This window comes from Rhodococcus sp. M8 (genome assembly GCF_015654185.1).
GTDB lineage: Bacteria > Actinomycetota > Actinomycetes > Mycobacteriales > Mycobacteriaceae > Rhodococcus > Rhodococcus aetherivorans.
Map to the genome: position 1 here is coordinate 1192538 of NZ_CP064065.1, position 22584 is coordinate 1215121.

Sequence of the window (22584 nt, forward strand, 5' to 3'; positions counted from 1 at the left end):
TTCGGGCGGTGGGAACCGCCCGAAGGAGGCTCTACTGACTGATCCGTGGGTTTGTTCTACCGGGTAGTCGGGGTCGGTCGCCTCCGAGGCTGAGCATCGCCAGGGCGATGACGGCCTCGGGGGTGTGGAACCCGAAGCCGCGGCGGACGATGAGCCGGATCTTGGTGTTGACCGATTCGACCCGCCCGTTCGACAACCGGTGTTCGATCGTGGCCAGGATCGCCGGGCGTTGGGCGGTGATACTGCGGGCCAGGCCGACGAACGCCGGCAGGCCACTGGCGGCGGCGTCCTCGATCCACGCATCGAGCGCATCGGGGGCCACCGCAGACGGCAGCTTCAAGATCAGCCGTAGCTGCTCCTTGAGCTGCCAGGCCCGGAACAACCGGGCGTCGTGAGCCTCGATCCAGGCCAGCTGATCACGCTGGGCCGCGGTCAGGTGTTCGGGATTCTTCAGCAACGCCCATCGGCTGTTCTTCACCGCCGCCGTGGCCGGATCCCCGGCCGAGCGGGTGCGCGATTTGTACCCCGCCCCGGCCCAGGGACGGGCCGCCGGACGCGGGCCCCGGGCCCGGTTCCACGCCGCCCGCCGCTCCACGTCGAGGGCACCGGTCGCCCACGCCACGATGTGGAACGGGTCGGCGCAGCGCACCGCGGCCGGGCACCACCGGGCCACCGTCGCCGCGACCGGGCCGGCCGCATCCGAGGTCACATGCGTGATCTCGGCGCAACGGTCCGGCCCGAGCGCGGTGAAGAACCCGGCGAGCACCGCGGCGCCGTGACCGGGAGCGGCCCACACCCACCGCCCGGTGTCGTGGTCGACGACCACGGTCAGGTACTTGTGGCCCTTCTTGTAGGACACCTCGTCGATCCCGATCCGCCGCACCCCGGCCAGCCGGTCGGCGCCGGCGTCGCCGTCGGCGAACACCCGCGCCACGATCGCCCCGACCGTGCGCCAGGCGATCCGCATCAACGCGCACACCGCCGTCTGGGAGGTCTGCGTGGCCAGCCACGCCACCGTCGCATCGAAACCATAGGTGTGCCCGGCGCCGTGCCGGGCCCACGGCACCGCCGCCACCACCACCGCGTGTTCGGCGCACCGCACCCGCGGAGCGGGGGCTTCGACGAACACCGGCACCGCACCCCAGTCCGGGGCCCGCCACCGGCGCCGTCCGGCTCCTCCGTCGTAGCGCGGGCAACGGCGCCGGCACACCCCGCACCGGTGACGGGCGCGGGCCTGCGGCCGCACCGAGACCACCACCGCCCCGGCCTGCTCGTCGAAACCGACCGCGTCGATGACCGTGTGGTCGACACCCAACACCCGACGCCATATCCTGGCTGCGCGCACGCCGTTCTCCGCACCTGTAGCGAACTGACCCTAGACAAGCCAGAACGCTACTGCGGCAACGGCGTGCGCTTCCACCACGGCCGGACCCCACCCACGGTTACGTCAGTAGAGCCCCGAAGGACACACCGGCCGGTCACGGCAGGATCGCGGCGATCTCGTCCGCGGCCGTCTGCCCGTACGCGACCGCCAGCCGCTTGACCGCGTCGGGACGGTCGAAGGTCCATTCCTGGGTGCCGGTCGTCTCGAGCACGAGCACCGCGACGAGCGAGCCGAGCTGGGCGGCACGCTCGAGACTGAGGCCCGCGCGGTGTCCCAGCAGGAAGCCCGCCCGGAATGCGTCGCCGACGCCGGTGGGATCCACCTTGGCCCGCTCGGGCACGACGCCGACGTGAATCCGGTGGCCGTCCCGTTCGACGATCTCGACACCGTGGCCGCCGAGCGTGGTGACGCGCAGGCCGACCATTGCGCGGATCTGCTCCTCGGTCAGGCCGGTCTTCTGCTGCAGGAGTCCCCACTCGTACTCGTTGGTGAACAGGTAGGCGGCACCGTCGATCAACCGGGCCGCCTCGTCGCCGCTGAGACGGGCGAGCTGCTGGGACGGGTCGGCCGCGAACGGCATGCCGAGCTGTCTGCACTCGTCGGTGTGCCGGGCCATCGCCTCCGGGTCGTTCGCGCCGACCAGGACCAGATCGACCCCGTGCGCCCCGGTCACGTCGGCGAGGGAGATGTCCCGGGCCTCGGACATCGCGCCGGGATAGAACGAGGCGATCTGTGCCATCGCCTCGTCGGTCGTGCACACGAAGCGCGCGGTGTGCGCGGTCTGCGACACGTGCACGGGATCGCAGTTGACGCCGTTGCCCTCGAGCCACGCACGGTACTCGGCGAAGTCGGCGCCGACCGCCCCGACGAGCACCGGCGACCCGCCGAGCACACCCATCGCGTAGGCGATGTTGCCGCCCACGCCGCCGCGACGGACAACCAGGTCGTCGACCAGGAAGCTGAGCGAGATGTGGCTGAGCTGGTCTGCGACGAGCTGCTCGGCGAAGCGTCCGGGGAAACGCATGAGGTGGTCGGTGGCGATGGAACCGGTCACGGCGATGGTCACGTGGCTGGGCCTTTCAGCGAAGGACTGGGACCGATCTCACGCTACCCGCACAGCACTGCGGCCCCGACGCGAGTGCGCGTCGGGGCCGCAGTGCGGACCGCGTCCTTCGGACACGGGCGGACTTACGTCAGTTGAACGAATCGCCGCAGGCGCAGGAGCCGGTGGCGTTCGGGTTGTCGATCGTGAAGCCCTGCTTCTCGATCGTGTCGACGAAGTCGATCGACGCGCCTTCGACGTAGGGGGCGCTCATGCGGTCGACGGCGAGAATGACGCCGCCGAAGTCGCGGGTGAGGTCACCGTCGAGCGTCCGGTCATCGAAGAACAGCTGGTAGCGAAGGCCCGCACACCCACCCGGCTGCACGGCGATGCGCAGCGAGAGGTCGTCGCGGCCCTCCTGGTCGAGCAGCGCCTTCGCCTTGGCGGAGGCAGCCTCGGTCATGGTGACGCCGTGAGTGGCGGTCTCTTCCTGCACAGTCATGGGCGCTCCCTAGTCTTTCGTGTTCCAACCCGGTTGCCTCAACGGTACCGCGCGCGCATCTATTCCTCATGCGCGCCTCGGACCGCACGCGGGCCTGACCGGGGGCGATTTTCCGGCCGGGACGGTTTTCCCATAGCCTGGAGGGGTGAAGTTGCTACGCCGCGGCGGTTCCGACGAATCCGACAACGGGGACCTCGGCGCGTCCGAGTCCGTCGCCGACCCGCAGTCCGAGGGCGGCAAGGGAACGACCGGCAAGGGCCGTCCGACCCCGAAGCGCCGAGAGGCCGAGGCCCGCCGGCGTGGTCCCGTCGCTCCGGCTCCGTTGACCGCCAAGGAAGCCCGGGCGCGCCGCAAGGCCGCCAAGCAGTCCCTCTCCAAGGAGGAACGCAAGGCGCAGTCCGCGGAGCGCCGCGCCGCCGCCGGCGAGCGCCGCACTCGCATGCTCGCGGGCGAGGAGAAGTACCTGCTGCCGCGCGACAAGGGGCCCGTGCGGGCCTACGTGCGCGACCTGGTGGACAGCCGCCGCAACCTCGTGGGCCTGTTCATGCCCATGGCGCTGGTCCTGATCATGACGATGTTCCTCGGGCCGGTGGTCCAGCAGTACGTGACGCTCGCGATGTTCGCGATGATCGTGCTCATGGTGATCGAGGGGATCTACCTCGGCCGCCTCGTGAACAAGAAGGCCCGGGCCCGCTTCCCCGACACCACGGAGGGCGGCTTCGGCCTGGGGTGGTACGCGTTCGTGCGAGCCTCGCAGATCCGCAAGCTCCGGGCGCCGCTGCCGCGGGTTTCCCCCGGCGACGCCGTCTGACCGCGCGGGCCTGCGCACCGGTCAGTGGTGCGGTGCTCGGCGCGCATCGATCGTGCTGCGCACCCAGCCGGCCGACGGGTCGCCGCACAGGAGCGACGACGGATCCTGCGGCCGGAAGTGGTTGTGGCGCCACCAGGCCCGCGTCACCCACCGCGGGGCGGGGCGGGAACGGGCCCGCGCGAGTTCGAGGCCGGCGACGAGCGCGGCCAACACGAGGACGATCACGACGACCTGGCTCATGACGGACAGTCTGTCGCCGGTGCAACGCCCGAGACAGTGGCAGCAAAGCCATCTACCGTCGATTTTCTGCCACGGCGCGGGTTGATAGCGTCCAGCGGTGGCTTCGGCCTCCGCCACTTCGTGAAAGGTGCCCCGTGAGCAGCGAATCCGTCCACTCCGCCGACGTCGTCTTCCCGCCCGTCGTCGCCCCCGACCGGGAGGTCCGCCGGCGCGCCGACGCCCGGCAGCGCGATCTCACCAAGCCTGCCGGTTCCCTCGGCCGGCTGGAGGAGCTGGGGTGCTGGGTCGCGTCCTGCCAGGGGCAGGTACCGCCCCGCCCGTTCACCCGTCCCCGGGTGGTGGTGTTCGCCGGCGATCACGGTGTGGCCCGCGGCGGTGTCTCGGCGTATCCCCCCGAGGTGACCGCTCAGATGGTCGCCAACTTCCTCGCCGGCGGCGCCGCGGTCAACGTTCTCGCCGCCAGCGCCGGCGCCGGGGTCCGGGTGGTGGACATGGCCGTCGACGGGGACACGGATCCGGCGGTTTCCGCACACAAGGTGCGCCGGTCGAGCGGCTCCATCGACCGGGAGGACGCGCTCACCGAGGAAGAGACCCTCCAGGCGATCACCGCCGGGCGAGCCGTCGCCGACGAGGAGGTCGATGCGGGAGCCGACCTGCTCGTCGCGGGTGACATGGGGATCGGCAACACCACCCCCGCGACGGCGCTGATCGCCACGCTCACCGGCACCGAGCCCGTCGCGGCCGTGGGACGCGGCACCGGCATCGACGACGCCGCCTGGATGCGCAAGGTCGCCGCGATCCGCGACGCGATGCGCCGCGCACGGCCCCACGCCCGCAACCCGGTGGCGCTGCTGCGCACCGCGGGAGGCGCCGACCTCGCCGCGATGGCCGGGTACCTCGCGCAGGCGTCGGTACGCCGGACCCCGGTCGTGCTCGACGGGGTCGTCGTCACCGCCGCGGCGCTCGTCGCCGAGGAACTCGCCCCGGGAGCCCGGGACTGGTGGATCGCCGGGCACCGCTCCACCGAACCGGCCCACACGCTGGCCCTTCGGCACCTGAACCTGGATCCGCTCGTCGACCTGGGGATGCGTCTCGGCGAGGGCTCGGGGGCGGTCGCCGCGCTGCCGATCCTGCACGGCGCGGTGGCGGTCCTCACGAACATGGCGACGTTCGCCGAGGCCGGCGTGAGTACCCGCGACGAGGACGCCACGCCGGACGCCACGCCGGGCGCCGATCCGCGCGACGACTGATGCGTGGCATCGCCCTGGGGCGATCGATGCGCGGCATCGCCCTCGCCCTCTCCTGGCTCACCGTGCTGCCGGTTCAGGGACCGGGGCGCATCGATCGCGGCGCCGGGGGCACGGCTATCGCCGCGGCGCCGGTCGCCGGCCTCGTGCTGGGTCTCGGGACCGCAGGCGTGCTGTGGGCGGCGGTCGCCGCCGGCTGCACTCCCCTGCTCGCGGGCCTGATCGGGGTGGGGTTCCTGGGCCTCGCGACGCGCGGCATGCACCTCGACGGCCTGTGCGACACGGCCGACGGGCTCGGCTGCTACGGACCGCCGGAGCGGGCTCGTGAGGTGATGAAGTCGGGCGGCGCCGGACCGTTCGGGGTGGCCACCCTGGTGGTCGTGCTCGGTGCGCAGGCCGCCTCGTTCGGGGCGCTCGCCGACGCGCGATCCTGGCCCGCCGTGATCCTCGCCGTCACCGCCGGCCGGGTCGCGGTCGTCCTCGCCTGCCGCCGCGGCGTGGCCGCAGCCCCGGGCAGCGGGTTCGGTGCCCTGGTGGCGGGGACACAGCCGCTCGGGGTGGGCGCCCTGTGGGCCGGCGTCGCGCTCGTCGCGGCGGCCTGGTGCGTGCCCGGCTCCTGGTGGGCCGGCCCGGTGACGGTGGCCGTGGCGCTCGGTGCTGCACTGCTGCTGGTGCGGCACTGCGTCCGCCGGTTCGGCGGCCTCAACGGCGACGCGCTCGGGGCCGGCCTCGAGACGACGGTGACGATCGTGGCCGCGGCGCTGAGCGCGGCCGTCGCGTAGGCCCGGCCGAGCCGGGCTCAGTGCAGGGCCCGGCCGAGCCGGGCTCAGCGCAGGGTGGTGAGCCAGCCGTGGGTGTCGGCGAACGTCCCCCGCTGGATGCCGGTGAGGGTGTCACGCAGGGCCATGGTGACCTTGCCGGGCTCGCCGTCGGCCACGGTGAACTCGCCGTCCCGGCTCTTGACGGTGCCGACCGGGGTGATGACCGCCGCGGTGCCGCACGCGAAGACCTCGGTGATCTCGCCGGTGGCGACCTTCGACTCCCATTCCTCCACCGAGATCTTGCGCTCCTCCACCTCGAGGCCGGCGTCCCTGGCCAGGGTGAGCAGGGAGTCGCGGGTGATGCCGGGCAGCAGCGAGCCGGACAGCTCCGGCGTCACCAGCCTCGCGTCGGCGCCCGATCCGAAGATGAAGCACAGGTTCATGCCGCCCATCTCCTCGATGTAGCGGCGCTCGACGGCGTCGAGCCACACGACCTGGTCGCAGCCCTGCTCGGTGGCCTGCGCCTGCGCCAGCAGCGACGCGGCATAGTTCCCGGAGAACTTGGCGTCGCCCGTGCCGCCCGGCGCGGCCCGCACGTACTCCTGCGAGATCCACACGCTCACCGGCTTGACGCCGCGGGGGAAGTACGCGCCGGCCGGGGAGGCGATCAGCATGTACCGGTACTGGTTCGCGGGCCGCACGCCGAGACCGGCTTCGGTGGAGAACATGAACGGCCGCAGATACAGCGACTCCTCGCCACCGGCGGCGGGCACCCATTCGTGGTCGGCGTCGACCAGCTCCGCGATCGAACGGACGAACAACTCGTCCGGCAGCTCGGCCATGGCCAGGCGCCGCGAGGACCGGCGCATCCGTTCGGCGTTGGAGTACACGCGGAAGGCCGCGATGCTGCCGTCGGGCTGCCGGTAGACCTTCAGACCCTCGAAGATCGCCTGCCCGTAGTGCAGCACCATCGCGGCCGGGTCGAGCTGCATCGGGCCGTACGGCTGGACGGTGGCGTCGTGCCAGCCGCGGCCCTCGGTGTAGTCGATCGTGACCATGTGATCGGTGAAGTACCGGCCGAACCCCGGATCCGCCAATATCTCTCCACGCCGCTCCGCGGAGGCGGGCGAGGGGTGCGGAACGTGGGCGAATTCGAGGACACCGGTCATGACCGTTGATCCTATCGAACCGCCCGCGCCGCCCTACTTGGTGTGGTCGGGGACGAACGGTGGGACGACCAACCGGGCGCGCAGGGCGCGTCCCCGGACGTCGACCGCGACCTCGTCCCCGGCGGCCAGGCCCGCCGCCGTATCGAGGAGCGCCAGCGCGATACCGACCTTGAGCGTCGGGGAGAACGTGCCGGACGTGGTCTCCCCCACCGTGTTTCCGTCGCGCAGCACCTTCAGGTCCGGCCGCAGCACGCCACGGTCGAGCGCCTGCAGCCCCCACAGCCGTCGCGCGGGACCGGACTCCTTCTCCGCGACGAGCGCCGCACGTCCCCGGAACGCCGGCTTGCTCCAGCCCACCGCCCAGCCGCAGCGGGCCTGCAGGGGCGAGATCGCCTCCGACAGCTCGTGCCCGTGCAGCGGGTAGCCCATCTCGGTGCGCAGAGTGTCGCGGGCCCCGAGCCCGGCAACCTGACCGCCGGCGGCACGCACGGCGTCGGCCAGCGCCCGGAACAGCGCCTCGGCGTCGGCCCAGCGCGGCACCAGTTCGAAGCCGCGCTCACCGGTGTAGCCGGTGCGGCACACGCGGACCGGCACGCCGTTCCACTGCGCGTCCACGAAGCTCATGTAGCCGAGGTCGGTGGGCAGCCCCAGCCCCTGCAGGACAGCTTCGGAGGTCGGTCCCTGCACGGCGAAGACGCCGTGGTCGCGGTGCTGGTTCGTCACCGTCACGCCCTCGGGCGCGTTCGCGGCGAGGACGGCGACGACCGCGGCGGTGTTCGCGGCGTTCGGCACGAGGAACAGCTCCTCGTCGGAGACGTAGTAGACGATCAGGTCGTCGGTGACACCCCCGGACTCGGTACAGCAGAGGGTGTACTGGGCCTTGCCCGGGCCGATCTTGCGCAGGTCGTTGGTGAGCGTCGAATTGACGTAGTCGGCCGCGCCCGGACCGGCGACGAGGGCCTTGCCCAGATGGCTGACGTCGAACAGGCCCACGTTCTCGCGCACGGCGGTGTGCTCGGCGACGGTGCCGGCGTACGAGACCGGCATCTGCCAGCCACCGAAGGCCGCGAAGGTCGCACCGAGTTCGGTGTGGACGGCGTGGATCGGGCCCTGCAGCAGTAACTGGTCGCTCATGCGCCCCACGCTATCCCACCCCCCGGGATCATTAGCATCGGTGCCACGACCCCCTTCCCCCTAGGAGACGCCCGTGAGTGCCCTTTCGCCCACCCTTCCCGAACTCGTTCTCGCCGGAAGCGTTTCCAAGCGCGCGGACGTCCTCGTCATCGGCCTGACCGCAGGCGACGACGGTCCCGAGGCCCTGCTCGGCGACGGACTGGTCGACGAGGACGTCCTCGGCGGGCTGCTCGACGCCCTGCAGTCCGTCGGCGCCAAGGGCAAGGCCGAGGAGGTCACGCGGATCCCCGCGCCCGCCGCCCTGCCGGTCACCAGCGTGCTCGCCGTCGGGCTCGGCGCCGCCGGCAAGATCGACGCCGAACAGGTGCGCCGCTCCGCCGGCGCCGCGGCGCGCGCCCTCGCCGGCGCCTCCGTGGTCGCGACGACCCTGTCCGCCGTGGATCTCGGCGCCGCCGCGGAGGGCTTCGCGCTCGGCGCGTACACGTTCACCGAGTTCCGCACCGCGAAGTCGAACTCCGGCGACGCGCAGCCCCCCGCCCGGATCGAGCTGCTCGTTGCGTCGCCGCGCGCCCGCGAGGTCAAGGCCGCGCTGGCCCGGGCGACGGCCGTCGCCGAGGCGGTCGCCACCGCCCGCGAGTTCGTCAACACCCCGCCGAGCCACCTGTTCCCGGCCGAGTTCGCCGACCGCGCGCAGGCGCTCGGCGCCGCCGCCGGGCTGCGGGTCGAGGTGCTGGACGAGAAGGCGCTCGAGCAGCAGGGCTACGGCGGCATCGTCGGGGTCGGCAAGGGGTCGTCGCGCCCGCCGCGGCTCGTGCGGCTGAGCTACTCCGCCAAGAAGCGCAAGGCCCCGAAGGTGGCGCTCGTGGGCAAGGGCATCACGTTCGACACCGGCGGCATCTCCATCAAGCCGGCCGCCGGGATGGAGAACATGACGTCCGACATGGGCGGGGCCGCGGCGGTGGTCGCGACGGTCGTGCTCGCCGCGAAGCTCGGGGTGGCGGCAGACGTGACCGCGACGGTGCCGATGGCCGAGAACATGCCGTCCGCGACGGCACAGCGTCCCGGCGACGTGCTCACCCAGTACGGCGGCACCACCGTCGAGGTGATCAACACCGACGCCGAGGGTCGTCTCATCCTTGCCGACGCCATCGTCCGTGCCTGCGAGGACGAGCCCGACTACCTGATCGACACCGCGACGCTCACGGGCGCGCAGATGGTCGCCCTGGGGACGCGGACGCCGGGCGTCATGGGCACCGACGAGTTCCGGGACCGTGTCGCACGGCTCTCGCAGGAGGTGGGCGAGAACGGGTGGGCGATGCCGCTGCCGGCCGAGCTGCGCGCGGACCTGAACTCCCGGGTGGCCGATCTGGCCAACGTCACGCCGCACCGGTGGGGCGGGATGCTCGCCGCCGGCCTGTACCTGAAGGAGTTCGTGGCCGAGGGCGTGCAGTGGGCCCACATCGACGTGGCCGGGCCGGCTTTCAACACCGGAAGCCCGTTCGGCTATGTCGGCAAGGGCGGCACCGGTGTGCCGGTGCGCACGCTGTTCGCCGTCATCGAGGACATCGCGGCCAACGGCTGACCCGTCCGGCGCGTCCCTGCCGGGCGGCAGGGACGCGCGGGCGCGCGTGACCCAACCCTCGTCGAACGCCGCGATTGGATCAGTGCAAGGATGGTCGAGGTCATACCCGGCATCGGGTGTGGTCTCAATCGAACACCGCAAGACACCGCACGAGACCGTGGCCTCGAGCACAATGGTCTGCGACCACACAATGGTCCGCGACCATCGGTCGGCACAACTCAACACACCCGAACACAACCGTCGAGGAGTCAACAGACATGGCCTTCTCCGTCCAGATGCCAGCGCTTGGTGAGAGCGTCACCGAGGGAACTGTCACGCGATGGCTCAAGCAGGAAGGAGACACGGTCGAAGTCGACGAGCCGCTGCTCGAAGTTTCCACGGACAAGGTCGACACCGAGATCCCCTCGCCCGCGGCCGGTGTGCTGGTGAAGATCGTCGCCCAAGAGGACGAGACGGTCGAGATCGGCGGCGAGCTGGCGGTGATCGGTGACTCCGCCGACGACGCGGGATCGTCCACCACCCCTTCTGCCGCCCCGGCCGAGGAGGCGGCACCCGAGGAGCAGCCCACCCCCGAGCCCGAGCCGGAACCCGAGCCCGCTCCGGCTCCGTCCGGTTCCGACGCCGGCGCCGCCGAGGGCACCCCGGTCACCATGCCGGCGCTCGGCGAGTCCGTGACCGAGGGCACCGTCACCCGGTGGCTGAAGTCCGTCGGTGACGAGGTCGCGGTCGACGAACCCCTGCTCGAGGTGTCCACCGACAAGGTCGACACGGAGATCCCGTCCCCGGTTGCCGGTGTGCTCCTCGAGATCAACGCCCAGGAGGACGACACCGTCGAGGTCGGTGGGCAGCTCGCGGTGATCGGATCGGGAACCCCGGCCGCGGCACCGTCGAAGCCCGAGCCGAAGCCGGAACCGAAGCCCGAGCCGAAGGCGGAACCGAAGCCCGAGCCGGCGAAGCAGGCGGCCCCCGAGCCGGTGAAGCAGCCCGCCCCGGAGCCGGTGAAGCAGGCCGCTCCGGCCCCCGCTCCGGTCCCCGCGGCCGAGGAGACCTCGGGTGGAGCCACGCCGTACGTGACGCCTCTCGTCCGCAAGCTCGCCGCCGAGCACGGCGTCGACCTGTCGACGGTGTCCGGTACCGGTGTCGGCGGCCGCATCCGCAAGCAGGACGTGCTCGCCGCTGCCGAGGCCGCGAAGGCCCCCGCCGCCCAGGCGCCGGCGCCCGCCGCCAAGGCCCCGGCCGCCGCTCCGGCCGCGACCGCCGGTGTCCGTCCCGAGCTGGCCCACCTGCGTGGCACCACGCAGAAGGTCAACCGGATCCGCCAGATCACCGCGATCAAGACCCGCGAGTCCCTGCAGACCACCGCGCAGCTCACCCAGACCTTCGAGGTCGACGTCACCAAGATCGCGCACCTGCGGGCGCAGGCCAAGGCGACCTTCGCCGAGCGCGAGGGCGTCAACCTGACCTTCCTGCCCTTCTTCGCGAAGGCCGTCGTCGAGGCCCTCAAGGCGCACCCGAACATCAACGCCTCCTACGACGAGGACAAGAAGGAGATCACCTACCACGCGGCCGAGCACCTCGGCATCGCCGTGGACACGGAGCAGGGTCTGCTCTCCCCGGTGATCCACAACGCCGGTGACCTGTCGCTGGCCGGCCTGGCCCGCGCGATCGCGGACATCGCCAAGCGTGCCCGCAGCGGTGGCCTCAAGCCCGACGAGCTGGCCGGGGGCACCTTCACGATCACGAACATCGGCAGCCAGGGCGCCCTGTTCGACACGCCGATCCTGGTGCCGCCGCAGGCGGCGATGCTCGGCACCGGTGCGATCGTCAAGCGACCGGTGGTCGTCACCGACGAGGTGGGCAACGAGTCGATCGGTGTCCGTTCGATGTGCTACCTGCCGCTGACCTACGATCACCGGCTGGTCGACGGCGCGGACGCGGGCCGGTTCCTCACCACGATCAAGCACCGCCTCGAGGAGGCGGCGTTCGAAGCCGACCTGGGTCTGTGACCCACGGGGTGTAGCCCGGCACTCACCGGACCCGCAGCGGGGGCATCGTCACACCGACGAGGCCCCCGCTTCCGCGTTCCGATCCCCGCAGATGCGGGAGAATCTCCGGCATGCGCATCCTCGTGGCCGGCTCGTCGGGGCTGATCGGAACTGCCTCGGTCGCGTGGCTGCGGGCGCACGGCCACGAGGTGCGGCGCCTGGTGCGGCGTCCGCCGGGGGCGCCGGACGAGTGGTCCTGGGACCCGCGGACGGGGCGGGTCGATCCCGCGGCGCTCGACCGCGTCGACGCCGTGGTGAACCTGTGCGGGTCGAGCGTGGGTGCGCGGCGCTGGTCGGGCGCGGTGAAGCAGGAACTGCGCGACAGCCGGATCGTCCCCACCGACGTCCTCGCCGCCGCCGTCGCGGCCGCCGGGGTGCCGACGCTGGTCAACGCGGGCGCCGTCGGCTTCTACGGGGACACCGGCGAGACGGTGGTGGACGAACGCAGCCCTGCCGGGCAGGGGTTCGTGGCCGACCTGTGCCGCGACTGGGAGGCTGCCACGGCGCCGGCGCGTGAGGCCGGGGTCCGCGCGATCGTTCTCCGCACCGGGATCGTGCTCGCGCCGCACGGGGGCATCCTGCGCCGGCTCGAGCCGCTGTTCCGGCTCGGGCTCGGTTCCCGGCTCGGCGACGGCCGGCAGTACATGTCGTGGGTGGCGCTCGAGGATGCGGTGGCGGCGGTGGGCTTCGTCCTCGGTCGCGGCGACATCGCCGGACCGGTCGATGTCACCGGGCCGGCCCCCGTGACGAATGCCCGGTTCACCGAGGCGCTGGCGCACTCGGTGCACCGGCCCGCGCCGTGGACGACCCCCGGTTTCGTGGTCGCCGCGGTCGCCGGGGAAATGGCGCGCGCACTGGTGCTCACCGGGCAGCGTGCCCTGCCGGCGGTGCTCGAGTCGACGGGCTTCGAGTTCCGGTACCCGACGATCGGTGCCGCCCTGGGAAACGCGCTCGCGTCCTGAAGTCACCTCTTCGCGAGGGCTCGCCGACGGCGTAGGGTCGTGGACTATGAGCAGCGCATCCTCCTCCGCCCGTTTCGATTCCGAACCCGTCGCGGTGGCGCACCTGGGGCTGATCGGTTACCTCGAGGCGTGGGAGCGGCAACGGGAGATCGCCGCCGACCGGGCCGAGGGCCGCGGTGTCGACACCCTGCTGTTGCTCGAGCATCCGCCCGTGTACACCGCCGGTAAGCGCACCGCCCCCGAGGATCGCCCCACCGACGGCACCCCGGTGATCGACGTCGACCGCGGGGGCAAGATCACCTGGCACGGTCCCGGCCAGCTGGTGGGCTACCCGATCATCCGGCTCGGCGAACCCATCGACGTCGTCGGCTACGTGCGGCGTCTCGAGCAGGCCCTGATCGAGGTCTGCACCGACCTCGGGCTCACGTGCGGCCGCGTGGACGGTCGCTCGGGCGTGTGGCTGCCGGCCGAGCTGCGCGACGGGCACTGGCTGCCCGAGCGCAAGATCGCCGCCATCGGGGTGCGGGTGCAGCGCGGGGTGACGATGCACGGGTTCTCCCTCAACTGCGACGCCACCCTCGACGCGTTCGACTCGATCGTCCCGTGCGGCATCCGCGACGCGGGTGTCACCTCGCTCACGGGTGAGCTCGGACGGGACGTGACCGTCGCCGAGGTGATGCCGGCGGTGACGGCGGCGGTGATCGACGCTCTCGACGGCCGCCTGCCGGTGACGGACCACGACATCGAGCGGGTGACGTTCGAACAGGCCGTCGGTGCCGAGCCGCCGCAGACCCCGCGGCCGGAGTTCACCACGGTGCGGTACGGCTGATCGCCGCCCGCCACGGCCGCGCCCCCAGGGTGGGTCCGGCCGGTACCGGCGGGCGTAGGATCGAGCCCGTGACTGTGGCCCCAGAAGGACGCAAACTGCTGCGGATCGAGACCCGAAACGCGCAGACGCCGATCGAACGCAAGCCGAACTGGATCAAGACCCGGGCGAAGATGGGCCCGGAGTACACCGAGCTGAAGGGACTGGTGCGGCGCGAGGGCCTGCACACGGTCTGCGAGGAAGCCGGTTGTCCCAACATCTACGAATGCTGGGAGGACCGGGAGGCGACGTTCCTCATCGGCGGCGAGCAGTGCACCCGTCGATGCGATTTCTGCCAGATCGACACCGGTAAGCCCGCCGAGCTCGACCGCGACGAGCCGCGCCGCGTCGCCGAGTCGGTGCAGGCGATGGGTCTGCGGTACTCGACGATCACCGGTGTCGCCCGCGACGATCTGCCCGACGGCGGCGCGTGGCTGTACGCCGAGACCGTGCGGCAGATCCACGAGCTCAACCCGGGCACCGGCGTCGAGAACCTCATCCCCGACTTCAACGGCAAGCCCGAACTGCTCACCGAGGTCTTCGAGTCGCGTCCCGAGGTCCTCGCGCACAACGTCGAGACCGTCCCCCGGATCTTCAAGCGCATCCGCCCGGCGTTCCGCTACCAGCGGTCGCTGGACGTGATCACCGCGGCCCGCGAGTTCGGCCTGGTGACCAAGTCCAACCTGATCCTCGGCATGGGTGAGACGCCGGAGGAGGTCACCGAGGCGCTGCACGACCTGCACGCCGCCGGCTGCGACATCGTCACCATCACCCAGTACCTGCGTCCGTCGCCGCGGCACCATCCCGTCGAGCGGTGGGTCAAGCCCGAGGAGTTCGTCGCGCACTCGGAGACCGCCGAGGAGATCGGCTTCGCGGGCGTGATGGCCGGGCCGCTGGTCCGGTCCTCGTACCGCGCGGGCCGCCTGTACGCGCAGGCCATGGCACACCATGGCCGCGAATTGCCCGCCGCCCAGGCGCACCTGGCCGAGGGGGGCACAGCGGCCCAGGAAGCCAGCTCCGTGCTCACTCGCCTCACGCCGTAGCCGTACCGGACCCGCGGTGGTGAAGGGGCCACCGCGGGGAAAGTATCCTGGGTGCATGGCGAAAGGCAGCAAACCCGACAAGGAAGCGAAGGCCGCGGCGAAGGCCGCGCGCAAGCAGGCGTCGAAGGAGCGGCGAACCCAGCTCTGGCAGGCGTTCCAGCTGCAGCGCAAGGAAGACAAGCTGCTGCTGCCGTGGATGATCGGCGCGATCGTCGTCTCCACCCTGGTGTTCTTCCTGATCGGGCTGATCTTCGGTATCGAGTGGTTCCTCCTGCCGGTCGGCCTGCTCGTGGGGGTGCTGCTCGCGTTCGTCATCTTCGGTCGCCGGGTGCAGAAAACGGTCTACGGCAAGGCCGAGGGTCAGGCCGGCGCGGCGGCGTGGGCGCTGGACAACCTGCAGGGCTCCTGGCGCGTCACGCACGCGGTGGCCGGCACCGCGCAGCTCGACGCCGTGCACCGCGTCATCGGCCGCCCGGGCGTGATCCTGGTGGCCGAGGGATCGCCGCAGCGCGTGAAAGCGCTTCTCGCACAGGAGAAGAAGCGGGTGGCGCGCCTCGTCGGCGACACCCCGATCTACGACGTCGTGGTCGGCAACGACGAGGGCCAGGTCCCGCTGTCGCAGCTGCAGAAGCACCTGTCCAAGCTGCCACGCAACATCGACACCAAGCGGATGGACGCGATCGAGGGCCGGCTGGCCGCCCTGAGCACCAAGAAGACCGGCGCCGCGCTCCCGAAGGGTCCGATGCCGGCCGGCGCGAAGATGCGCAGCGTCCAGCGCACCATGCGCCGCCGCTGAGCCCCGCTCCGACGACGGGAGCCTGCACCCGGATCGACCCGGTGCAGGCTCCCGTTCCGCGTTTCGGGGGAGGGTGCGTCAGCGGGACCGTACGAGGGCCGTGCCGGTCGCCCGGTCCTGCAGGCCGCGGCCGTCGACGTCGGTGACGATCGCCGGCGCGATGAACACGAGCAGCAGCTGCCGCGCCAGGGCGCGAACCGGCCCCACTCGTGCGGGCGCATCGACCCGGGCGACCTGGAGGCCGACCAGATACTGCCCCGGGGTGAACGAGAACAACGTCACCGTGAGCACCCCCACCACGAACCACACCAGCAGGGTGTAGGTGGACAGCTGAGGGTTCTCGAAGGGACGTTCGCCGACGATCGCGGTGGCGATACCGACGGAGGTGAACCAGTCGATCGCCAGAGCGCTCGCCCGCCGGCCGGTGCCCGCGAGCGCACCCGGCCCCTCCTGGGGCAGGCCGAGCAACTGCCCGCGGTAGTCCTGGGCCTTTTCCTGCCCCTTGGGGATCGCCGCAGCGGGTCCGGAGAGCCAGCTGCCGGTCATACGTGCCATGCTGTCCAGGATAGGGTGCAACGAGCGGACCGGCCCGACCCCACGTGCACGCCGGTGACTTCTACCACAAAAGTAGTCCTCACGACACCGGAAGACGAGCTGTAACATCGGTGAAACATGGGATTGATGGTCGGGCAACACCAGCTCAATACGGTCTGTATCCGACGCAGACGCCCCATCCCCATGGCGCGCATTGACTGAAGGAGCACAAGCGTGGCGTTCACCTCGGCCGAAGAGGTCATCAAGTACATCGAGGACGAAAACGTCGAGTACGTCGATATCCGATTCAGCGACCTCCCCGGCGTTCAGCAGCACTTCTCGATTCCCGCGAGCGCGTTCACCAAGGACGTGTTCGAGGACGGCTTGGCGTTCGACGGCTCGTCCGTTCGCGGCTTCCAGTCCATCCACGAGTCGGACATGATGCTGCTGCCCGACGTCACCACCGCGCGCATCGATCCCTTCCGGGCCGCCAAGACGCTGAACATCAACTTCTTCGTCCACGACCCGTTCACCCGCGAGTCCTACAGCCGGGACCCGCGCAATGTCGCCCGCAAGGCCGAGGAGTACCTCGTCAGCACCGGCATCGCCGACACCGCGTTCTTCGGTGCCGAGGCCGAGTTCTACATCTTCGACTCGATCCGCTACGACTCGCAGATGAACGGCGCGTTCTACGAGATCGACTCGGTCTCCGGTTCGTGGAACACCGGCGTCGAGCTCAACGCCGACGGCAGCCCCAACCTCGGCTACAAGGTCCGCCCGAAGGGCGGCTACTTCCCCGTCGCACCGTACGACCACTACGTGGACCTGCGCGACGAGATCTCCACCAACCTGCAGAACGCCGGCTTCGAGCTCGAGCGCGGCCACCACGAGGTCGGCACCGCCGGTCAGGCCGAGATCAACTACAAGTTCAACACGCTGCTCGGTGCGGCCGACGATCTGCAGCTGTTCAAGTACATCGTCAAGAACACCGCCTGGAAGCACGGCAAGTCCGTGACCTTCATGCCGAAGCCGCTGTTCGGTGACAACGGTTCGGGCATGCACGTGCACCAGTCGCTGTGGAAGGAAGGCAAGCCGCTCTTCCACGACGAGTCCGGCTACGCGGGCCTGTCCGACCTGGCGCGCTGGTACATCGGCGGCATCCTGCACCACGCGCCGTCGCTGCTCGCGTTCACCAACCCGACGATCAACTCGTACCACCGTCTGGTGCCGGGCTACGAGGCTCCGATCAACCTGGTCTACAGCCAGCGCAACCGCTCCGCCGCCGTGCGCATCCCGATCACCGGCAACAACCCGAAGGCCAAGCGCCTCGAGTTCCGCGCCCCGGACTCCTCGGGCAACCCGTACCTCTCGTTCGCCGCGCAGATGCTCGCGGGTCTCGACGGCATCAAGAACAAGATCGAGCCGATGGCCCCGGTCGACAAGGACCTCTACGAGCTCCCGCCGGAGGAGGCCAAGAACATCCCGCAGGCTCCCACCAGCCTCGAATCGGTCATCGACAACCTCGAGCGCGACCACGAGTACCTGACCGAGGGCGGCGTGTTCACCAGCGACCTGATCGAGACCTGGATCTCGATCAAGCGGGAGCAGGAGATCGCTCCGGTCAACCTGCGGCCGCACCCCTACGAGTTCCAGCTGTACTACGACTGCTGAGCCGGTTCCGCACGTAGTTCGTCACGAGTCCACCCGCCTTGCGAGTCCGCAAGGCGGGTGGACTCGTGTGTGCGGCCTCGTCGGCCGGAGGGCGCGACTCCCCCACCGCCGGCCGCCCTCGGTGTGCGCCGAATCTGCTATCCGGCGTGCGTCGCGTCCCGCTCGTGCGCGGGCGATGTGTCGCCCGGTTCACCCCCTCCGCGGTGTGCGGTGAACGTGGCGGCGACGCACAGCAGTGCGACGACGAAACACGCCAGCGTGTACCACAGGTTTCCGACCGGATCTCCGGTGCTCGTCACGCCGTCGACGGCACGGAGGAAGTCGGGCAATGCGGTCGCCCAGAGGAACGCCATGACGCACAGGTACACCACGCTGTAGGCCTGGACGAAGCGGTTCGTGTAGGGAGGAACGTCCGGCTCGCCCCGCCGCAGCCGCACCCATCGGCGCACGAGCACCACGCTCGCGACGAGTGTGACGACGACCAGTTCCACCGCGTACAGCACTCCCCGGACCGTCGTGCTTCCCATGCCCAGGACCGTGGCCGGGAGCGGGAGGACGAACGTGCCCAGCGACGCCAGCAGGCCGATCACGACCGTGCGCCACACCAGCTCGAGACCGGAGAAGTGCCGGCCGCGGTCGACGTGGCGACCGACGAAGAACTGCACGCACAACGCGAGCGACATCGGCCAGAGCGCGGCGAACACCACCACACTCGGGAGCGGGACCGCATCGAACATGGGCTGGTTGACCGGATTCGTCACCGACCAGTGCCACCATCGCAACTGCGGTCCGAGGTGGTCGAAGATCTCGTAGAACGAGTGGTGAACGAAGCCCACGCAGACCGCACCGACGAGAACCCCGTAGCGCCGGAAAACGCCCAGCATTCTGACGATCTCGAAGGCCAGCGTGGCCATCAGCGGGTAGATCGCGACGATGTACAGCGGGAGCCGGCCCCACAGGAACTCCACCGTGAACACGTTGTGGGCGAACATCGTGTCCACGTGCTCCTCGATGCCGAAGGCGGCGGGGAAGTACAGCGGTGGCTCGATGAGGAACAGGTAGGCGGTGGCGCCGAACCAGAGCACCAGGTTGGTGGGATCGCCGTGGCGACGCAGGCGCACGACGGCGAGCACGAGCGCGAGCACGGCACCGAACACGACGGTGACCTCGAGAACCGGAAGGGTCCAGTTCTCCAGGGCCGACGGGTTGCGGACCTCGACGAGGCCACCGGCCTCCTCGCACGAGAAGCCCAGGGACGTGGCGAGTTCGGCGAAGGTGGGTGCGCACAGGTCGGTCATCGCTCCGGCCCCCCTACGATGCGACCGCGTCGGCGGTGTACCAGCGCGTGACGTCGTAGCCATCCTCGTAGCGCCGGAACCACACGTCCGCGAGTGCCGGCAGCTTCTCGTGGGCCGGGTTGTGCTTCGGCAACTGGCTCCGGACGACTCCCGCCAGGGCGACGAGTTGCTCACCGAGCGGCAGATCGTCGAACGCGCGCGGCAGGGGGCCGTGGTCCTCCGCGTGCAGCAGCGGCAACCACGTGCGCAGGCGCTGCTTGCGCCGGTAGGACGCGAACATCGACAGAGCGTCGATCCTCCGGTCCGCCAAGGGAACATGCTCGTTGAAGCCCTCGCAGGCCAGCCGGATGACCTTCAGCACATGACGGAAGACCGAGGGGGCCACGCGCATCCGGTAGATGTCGGAGCCGACGACGGAGTCGAAGACGACGAGCGCCGAACTCCGATGTTCGACCTCCTCGACGAAGTGCCAGATGAACAGCGACGCCACCCGGTCGTCTCCGGGCCGGAACAGGGCCGCCTCGTTGTCGAGCATCAGCTTGAACACCGGAGTGAAGGTCGCTTCGAGATCCGCGGTGTAGGCGAGCCGGTAGTTCAGCGAGGTCTCCGCGGTGAGCCGGTCGAACTCTCCGATGACGTCGTCGAGAGTCTCCCGGAGCCCCGGGTACTGCTTGATCAGGGCCCTGACGTGTTGGCGGTGCGCGGTCGAGTGCTGCCCCTCCTGACGCATGAACGCGTCCGCCTCCGCGGCGACCTCGGGGTCGGTGATCAGCGGCTTGGTCTGGAGAATCATCTTCACGATCATCTTCTCGAAGCCGATCGCCAGGAACGAGACCGCGTTGGCCATGCTCGAGAAGGCCGGATTCGCGTCGTTCCACAGGAAGGGCACGTCGTAGTCCTCGAACGCGAAGTTCATCTTTCGGATCTGCAGATCGGTCACGCGCTACCCCTCGTCGTCCGGAAATGGGCTGGGCCGGGGCCCCGCCGAGGCCCCGCGCCGCGGTGCCGTGATCATACATAGATCGACCCACACGTATGATGAGAACGTGTTATCGAATTGGCGGACGGCCCCGCGGGCGGCGGGCCACCCCGTGCTACCGTCGGTCGTTCGAGCGGACGGCCGACAGGCCCCACCATGCGGAGGGTCCGTCGTTCCGGATGCGGTGCGATCCGAGGAAGCGGAGCAGTGGCACGGAGACGCGGGTGGGGCGGCAGCCCACCGGAGAACGACGACGAAGCGTCCCGCCGGATCGTCTCCGCTGCAGTCGATCTGATCGGGCGTACGGGTTCCGTCATCAGCATCGCCGATGTCGCGGAGTCGCTGGGCGTCATCCGCCAGACGGTGTACCGCTACTTCCCCAGCGCGGATGCACTGATGCGGGCCGCGGCGATCGCATCGGTCGACGGATTCCTCGCTCGACTGACCCGGCACATCCGCGGCATCGAGGATCCCGTCGACGCGATGACCGAAGGCGTGGTCTACACCCTGGCCGAGGTACGCCGGACGCCGCATCTGGGCATCCTGCTCACGGGCACGTACTCGAACGTCCATCCCGACGGCCTCACCTCCGAAGAGGCACGCGAGTTCGGGATGACGATGATCAAGCGTTTCGACGTCGACTGGGAGCGCTACGGGTACGACGACGCGGCACTCCACGAACTCGTCGAATACGTGCTGCGCACGATGCAGTCGTTCTTCGTCTCCCCCGGCAACCCCCCGCGGAGCGACGACGAGCTGCGGCGCTATCTCCGACGCTGGATGGGCGCCGCGATCCTCGCCCAGTGCCCGACCGCGGCACGCGCCTCCTCCGGCGGCGTCCGAGACGACAGCGCGTGACGGGAACCGGCCCGGACCGGCGATCCCGGTGCGCCCGCCGGTGCCGATCGCACGCCGTCGCACGGCCGCGGCCCCGGAGCGGTCGCTCCGGGGCCGCGGCCGATCGCCGCGCTAGACCGGCTCGGGCTCGCGGACGACCTGCGGCGTCTCCGCCCGCTCGGCCGCCTCGGCCCGCAGCCGCTGCCCGAGCACCGACTTGCGCCGACCGTAGACGAAGTAGATCACCACGCCCAGGGCCATCCAGGCCACGAACCGCATCCACGTCTCGACGGACAGGTTGAGCATCAGCCAGCCGCACGCGAGGACCGCGAGGATCGGCACCAGCGGCACGAGCGGCACCCGGAACCCGCGCGGCAGGTCGGGGCGGGTCCGGCGGAGCACCATCACGCCGATGCACACCAGCACGAAGGCGAACAGCGTGCCGATGTTGACCATCTCCTCGAGCACACCCATCGGGAACACCGCGGCGAGGACGGCGACGATGCCGCCGACCAGCAGGGTGATGCGTACCGGGGTGCCCTTACGGCCCGTCGTGGCCAGCTGCCGCGGCATCAGCCCGTCCCGGGACATCGCGAACAGCACGCGGGTCTGGCCGAGCATCATCACCATCACGACCGTGGTGAGGCCGGCGAGGCCGCCGACGTTGATCGCCATCTGCGCCCACGTGATGCCGTGTGCCTCGAACGCGGTGGCCAGCGTGGCGCTGCCGTCGCCGACGAGCGCGCTGCCCGTCCGCAGGTCGGTGTACTTCACCATGCCGGTCAGCACCAGCGTGACGCCCACGTAGAGGACCGTGACGATGGCGAGCGAGGCGAAGATGCCGCGCGGCAGCGCCTTCTGCGGGTTCTTCGTCTCCTCCGCGGTGGTGGCGACCACGTCGAATCCGATGAATGCGAAGAACACCAGGCTCGCGGCGGCGAGCAGGCCGTACCATCCGTAGCTGCTGCCGTCGGCTCCGGTGAGCGCCGAGAACAGCGACTGGTGCACGCCGCTCGCGGTGCTCTGCGCCCCCTCGGCCGGCGGGATGTAGGGCGAGTAGTTGCTCTTGTCGATGTAGAAGACGCCGACCACGATGACCAGCAGGACGACCGCAACCTTGATGGCGGTGACGACGGCCGACACCCGCGAGGACACCTTGGTGCCGACGACGAGCACGACCGTGATCGCGCCGACGATGAGTAGCGCCCCCCAGTCGACCGCAAGCGGCCCGAGATGCATCGTGGTGTGCCCGCTGCCGCCGAGCATGCCACCGAGGTACAGCGACCAGCCCTTGGCGACGACGGCGGAGGCGAGCGCGAACTCGAGGATCAGGTCCCAGCCGATGATCCAGGCGACGAACTCACCGAAGGTGGCGTACGAGAAGGTGTAGGCGCTGCCGGCGACGGGGACGGTCGACGCGAATTCGGCGTAACACAGGGCAGCGAGACCACACGTGATCGCGGCGAGCACGAATGCCAGCGAGATCGACGGGCCGGCGACGTTGCCCGCGGTGCGTGCGGTGAGGGTGAAGATGCCGGCGCCGATCACCACGGCGACGCCGAACACGGTCAGGTCTTTGGCGGTCAGCTCTCTTCGCAGCCGCGAACAGGGTTCGTCGGTGTCCGCGATCGACTGTTCGACGGATTTGGTGCGCCAGATGCCGACTCCGGGCATGATGTGCT

At 70.6% G+C, this 22584-nt stretch carries 21 protein-coding genes; 11 read left to right on the forward strand and 10 right to left on the reverse strand.

Annotated elements, in window-relative coordinates:
- Positions 1-31 precede the first annotated feature (31 nt).
- From ISO16_RS05295 to ISO16_RS05305, 3 genes are all read right to left on the reverse strand, one after another.
- Positions 32-1345 carry an ISL3 family transposase gene (locus ISO16_RS05295; protein ID WP_195886188.1) on the reverse strand — a complete coding sequence of 438 codons (1314 nt, stop codon included), beginning with the start codon at positions 1343-1345 and terminating at the stop codon, positions 32-34.
- Between the two features lie 133 nt (positions 1346-1478).
- On the reverse strand, positions 1479-2450 hold the full coding sequence (locus ISO16_RS05300) for a carbohydrate kinase family protein (RefSeq protein WP_072635455.1): 972 nt from the start codon (positions 2448-2450) through the stop codon (positions 1479-1481).
- Positions 2451-2577: 127 nt separating this feature from the next.
- Entirely contained in the window at positions 2578-2928 is a 351-nt protein-coding gene (locus ISO16_RS05305) for a HesB/IscA family protein (protein ID WP_029544238.1), read from the reverse strand.
- 145 nt (positions 2929-3073) lie between these two features.
- Between ISO16_RS05305 and ISO16_RS05310 the strand changes: the two genes are divergently transcribed.
- On the forward strand, positions 3074-3739 hold the full coding sequence (locus tag ISO16_RS05310; RefSeq protein WP_006947776.1) for a DUF3043 domain-containing protein: 666 nt from the start codon (positions 3074-3076) through the stop codon (positions 3737-3739).
- Between the two features lie 21 nt (positions 3740-3760).
- Here ISO16_RS05310 and ISO16_RS05315 read toward each other — a convergent pair whose 3' ends face one another.
- Entirely contained in the window at positions 3761-3979 is a 219-nt protein-coding gene (locus ISO16_RS05315) for a hypothetical protein (RefSeq protein WP_072635456.1), read from the reverse strand.
- Positions 3980-4113: 134 nt separating this feature from the next.
- Between ISO16_RS05315 and cobT the strand changes: the two genes are divergently transcribed.
- Positions 4114-5229 (forward strand): nicotinate-nucleotide--dimethylbenzimidazole phosphoribosyltransferase, encoded by a 1116-nt coding sequence (cobT, locus tag ISO16_RS05320; RefSeq protein ID WP_072635457.1) that lies wholly within the window; start codon positions 4114-4116, stop codon positions 5227-5229.
- 26 nt (positions 5230-5255) lie between these two features.
- On the forward strand, positions 5256-6008 hold the full coding sequence (locus ISO16_RS05325) for an adenosylcobinamide-GDP ribazoletransferase (RefSeq protein ID WP_072635524.1): 753 nt from the start codon (positions 5256-5258) through the stop codon (positions 6006-6008).
- A 44-nt stretch (positions 6009-6052) separates the two neighbouring features.
- Here the strand turns inward: ISO16_RS05325 and ISO16_RS05330 are convergent, their stop codons facing one another.
- Both ISO16_RS05330 and gcvT read right to left on the reverse strand, forming a co-directional pair.
- Positions 6053-7156: a branched-chain amino acid aminotransferase gene (locus ISO16_RS05330; RefSeq protein ID WP_072635458.1), complete on the reverse strand. Its 1104-nt coding sequence runs from the start codon at positions 7154-7156 to the stop codon at positions 6053-6055.
- 33 nt (positions 7157-7189) lie between these two features.
- Entirely contained in the window at positions 7190-8290 is a 1101-nt protein-coding gene (gcvT, locus tag ISO16_RS05335; protein ID WP_072635525.1) for a glycine cleavage system aminomethyltransferase GcvT, read from the reverse strand.
- A 73-nt stretch (positions 8291-8363) separates the two neighbouring features.
- Between gcvT and ISO16_RS05340 the strand changes: the two genes are divergently transcribed.
- From ISO16_RS05340 to ISO16_RS05365, 6 genes are all read left to right on the forward strand, one after another.
- Entirely contained in the window at positions 8364-9872 is a 1509-nt protein-coding gene (locus ISO16_RS05340; RefSeq protein WP_029544245.1) for a leucyl aminopeptidase, read from the forward strand.
- A 257-nt stretch (positions 9873-10129) separates the two neighbouring features.
- Entirely contained in the window at positions 10130-11878 is a 1749-nt protein-coding gene (gene sucB, locus ISO16_RS05345) for a 2-oxoglutarate dehydrogenase, E2 component, dihydrolipoamide succinyltransferase (protein ID WP_072635459.1), read from the forward strand.
- A 110-nt stretch (positions 11879-11988) separates the two neighbouring features.
- Entirely contained in the window at positions 11989-12879 is an 891-nt protein-coding gene (locus tag ISO16_RS05350) for a TIGR01777 family oxidoreductase (RefSeq protein WP_072635460.1), read from the forward strand.
- Positions 12880-12925: 46 nt separating this feature from the next.
- Positions 12926-13708, forward strand: coding sequence for a lipoyl(octanoyl) transferase LipB (gene lipB / locus ISO16_RS05355; protein WP_006947767.1), 783 nt, complete (start codon positions 12926-12928; stop codon positions 13706-13708).
- Positions 13709-13776: 68 nt separating this feature from the next.
- Complete coding sequence (gene lipA / locus ISO16_RS05360) at positions 13777-14787, forward strand: lipoyl synthase (RefSeq protein WP_170914099.1); 1011 nt, start codon at positions 13777-13779, stop codon at positions 14785-14787.
- 55 nt (positions 14788-14842) lie between these two features.
- A complete protein-coding gene (locus ISO16_RS05365) occupies positions 14843-15583 on the forward strand; it encodes a DUF4191 domain-containing protein (RefSeq protein ID WP_029544250.1) in 741 nt (246 codons plus the stop codon).
- Between the two features lie 78 nt (positions 15584-15661).
- Here the strand turns inward: ISO16_RS05365 and ISO16_RS05370 are convergent, their stop codons facing one another.
- Complete coding sequence (locus tag ISO16_RS05370) at positions 15662-16138, reverse strand: RDD family protein (protein WP_029544252.1); 477 nt, start codon at positions 16136-16138, stop codon at positions 15662-15664.
- Positions 16139-16351: 213 nt separating this feature from the next.
- Between ISO16_RS05370 and glnA the strand changes: the two genes are divergently transcribed.
- Complete coding sequence (gene glnA, locus ISO16_RS05375) at positions 16352-17788, forward strand: type I glutamate--ammonia ligase (protein ID WP_006947761.1); 1437 nt, start codon at positions 16352-16354, stop codon at positions 17786-17788.
- A gap of 137 nt (positions 17789-17925) precedes the next feature.
- Here the strand turns inward: glnA and ISO16_RS05380 are convergent, their stop codons facing one another.
- Together ISO16_RS05380 and ISO16_RS05385 are read right to left on the reverse strand one after the other, a co-directional pair.
- The gene (locus ISO16_RS05380) at positions 17926-19086 is read right to left on the reverse strand and encodes a hypothetical protein (RefSeq protein WP_072635462.1); all 1161 of its coding nucleotides are present in this window, start codon (positions 19084-19086) and stop codon (positions 17926-17928) included.
- Between the two features lie 13 nt (positions 19087-19099).
- Positions 19100-20026: a metal-dependent hydrolase gene (locus ISO16_RS05385; protein ID WP_006947759.1), complete on the reverse strand. Its 927-nt coding sequence runs from the start codon at positions 20024-20026 to the stop codon at positions 19100-19102.
- Positions 20027-20272: 246 nt separating this feature from the next.
- Between ISO16_RS05385 and ISO16_RS05390 the strand changes: the two genes are divergently transcribed.
- Positions 20273-20923, forward strand: a complete 651-nt coding sequence (locus tag ISO16_RS05390; protein WP_006947757.1) for a TetR/AcrR family transcriptional regulator — start codon at positions 20273-20275, stop codon at positions 20921-20923.
- Positions 20924-21034: 111 nt separating this feature from the next.
- Here the strand turns inward: ISO16_RS05390 and ISO16_RS05395 are convergent, their stop codons facing one another.
- Complete coding sequence (locus ISO16_RS05395; RefSeq protein ID WP_006947747.1) at positions 21035-22576, reverse strand: amino acid permease; 1542 nt, start codon at positions 22574-22576, stop codon at positions 21035-21037.
- Between the last annotated feature and the right edge of the window lie 8 nt (positions 22577-22584).

Excerpts from the sequence above, each read along its gene's own strand:
- lipB (WP_006947767.1), top strand. The coding sequence starts at position 12,926 with ATGAGCAGCGCATCCTCCTCCGCCCGTTTCGATTCCGAACCCGTCGCG.
- ISO16_RS05395 (WP_006947747.1), bottom strand. The coding sequence starts at position 22,576 with ATGCCCGGAGTCGGCATCTGGCGCACCAAATCCGTCGAACAGTCGATC.
- ISO16_RS05370 (WP_029544252.1), bottom strand. The coding sequence starts at position 16,138 with ATGGCACGTATGACCGGCAGCTGGCTCTCCGGACCCGCTGCGGCGATC.
- ISO16_RS05330 (WP_072635458.1), bottom strand. The coding sequence starts at position 7,156 with ATGACCGGTGTCCTCGAATTCGCCCACGTTCCGCACCCCTCGCCCGCC.
- ISO16_RS05350 (WP_072635460.1), top strand. The coding sequence starts at position 11,989 with ATGCGCATCCTCGTGGCCGGCTCGTCGGGGCTGATCGGAACTGCCTCG.
- ISO16_RS05315 (WP_072635456.1), bottom strand. The coding sequence starts at position 3,979 with ATGAGCCAGGTCGTCGTGATCGTCCTCGTGTTGGCCGCGCTCGTCGCC.
- ISO16_RS05305 (WP_029544238.1), bottom strand. The coding sequence starts at position 2,928 with ATGACTGTGCAGGAAGAGACCGCCACTCACGGCGTCACCATGACCGAG.
- sucB (WP_072635459.1), top strand. The coding sequence starts at position 10,130 with ATGGCCTTCTCCGTCCAGATGCCAGCGCTTGGTGAGAGCGTCACCGAG.
- ISO16_RS05380 (WP_072635462.1), bottom strand. The coding sequence starts at position 19,086 with ATGACCGACCTGTGCGCACCCACCTTCGCCGAACTCGCCACGTCCCTG.
- ISO16_RS05325 (WP_072635524.1), top strand. The coding sequence starts at position 5,256 with ATGCGCGGCATCGCCCTCGCCCTCTCCTGGCTCACCGTGCTGCCGGTT.
- ISO16_RS05365 (WP_029544250.1), top strand. The coding sequence starts at position 14,843 with ATGGCGAAAGGCAGCAAACCCGACAAGGAAGCGAAGGCCGCGGCGAAG.
- gcvT (WP_072635525.1), bottom strand. The coding sequence starts at position 8,290 with ATGAGCGACCAGTTACTGCTGCAGGGCCCGATCCACGCCGTCCACACC.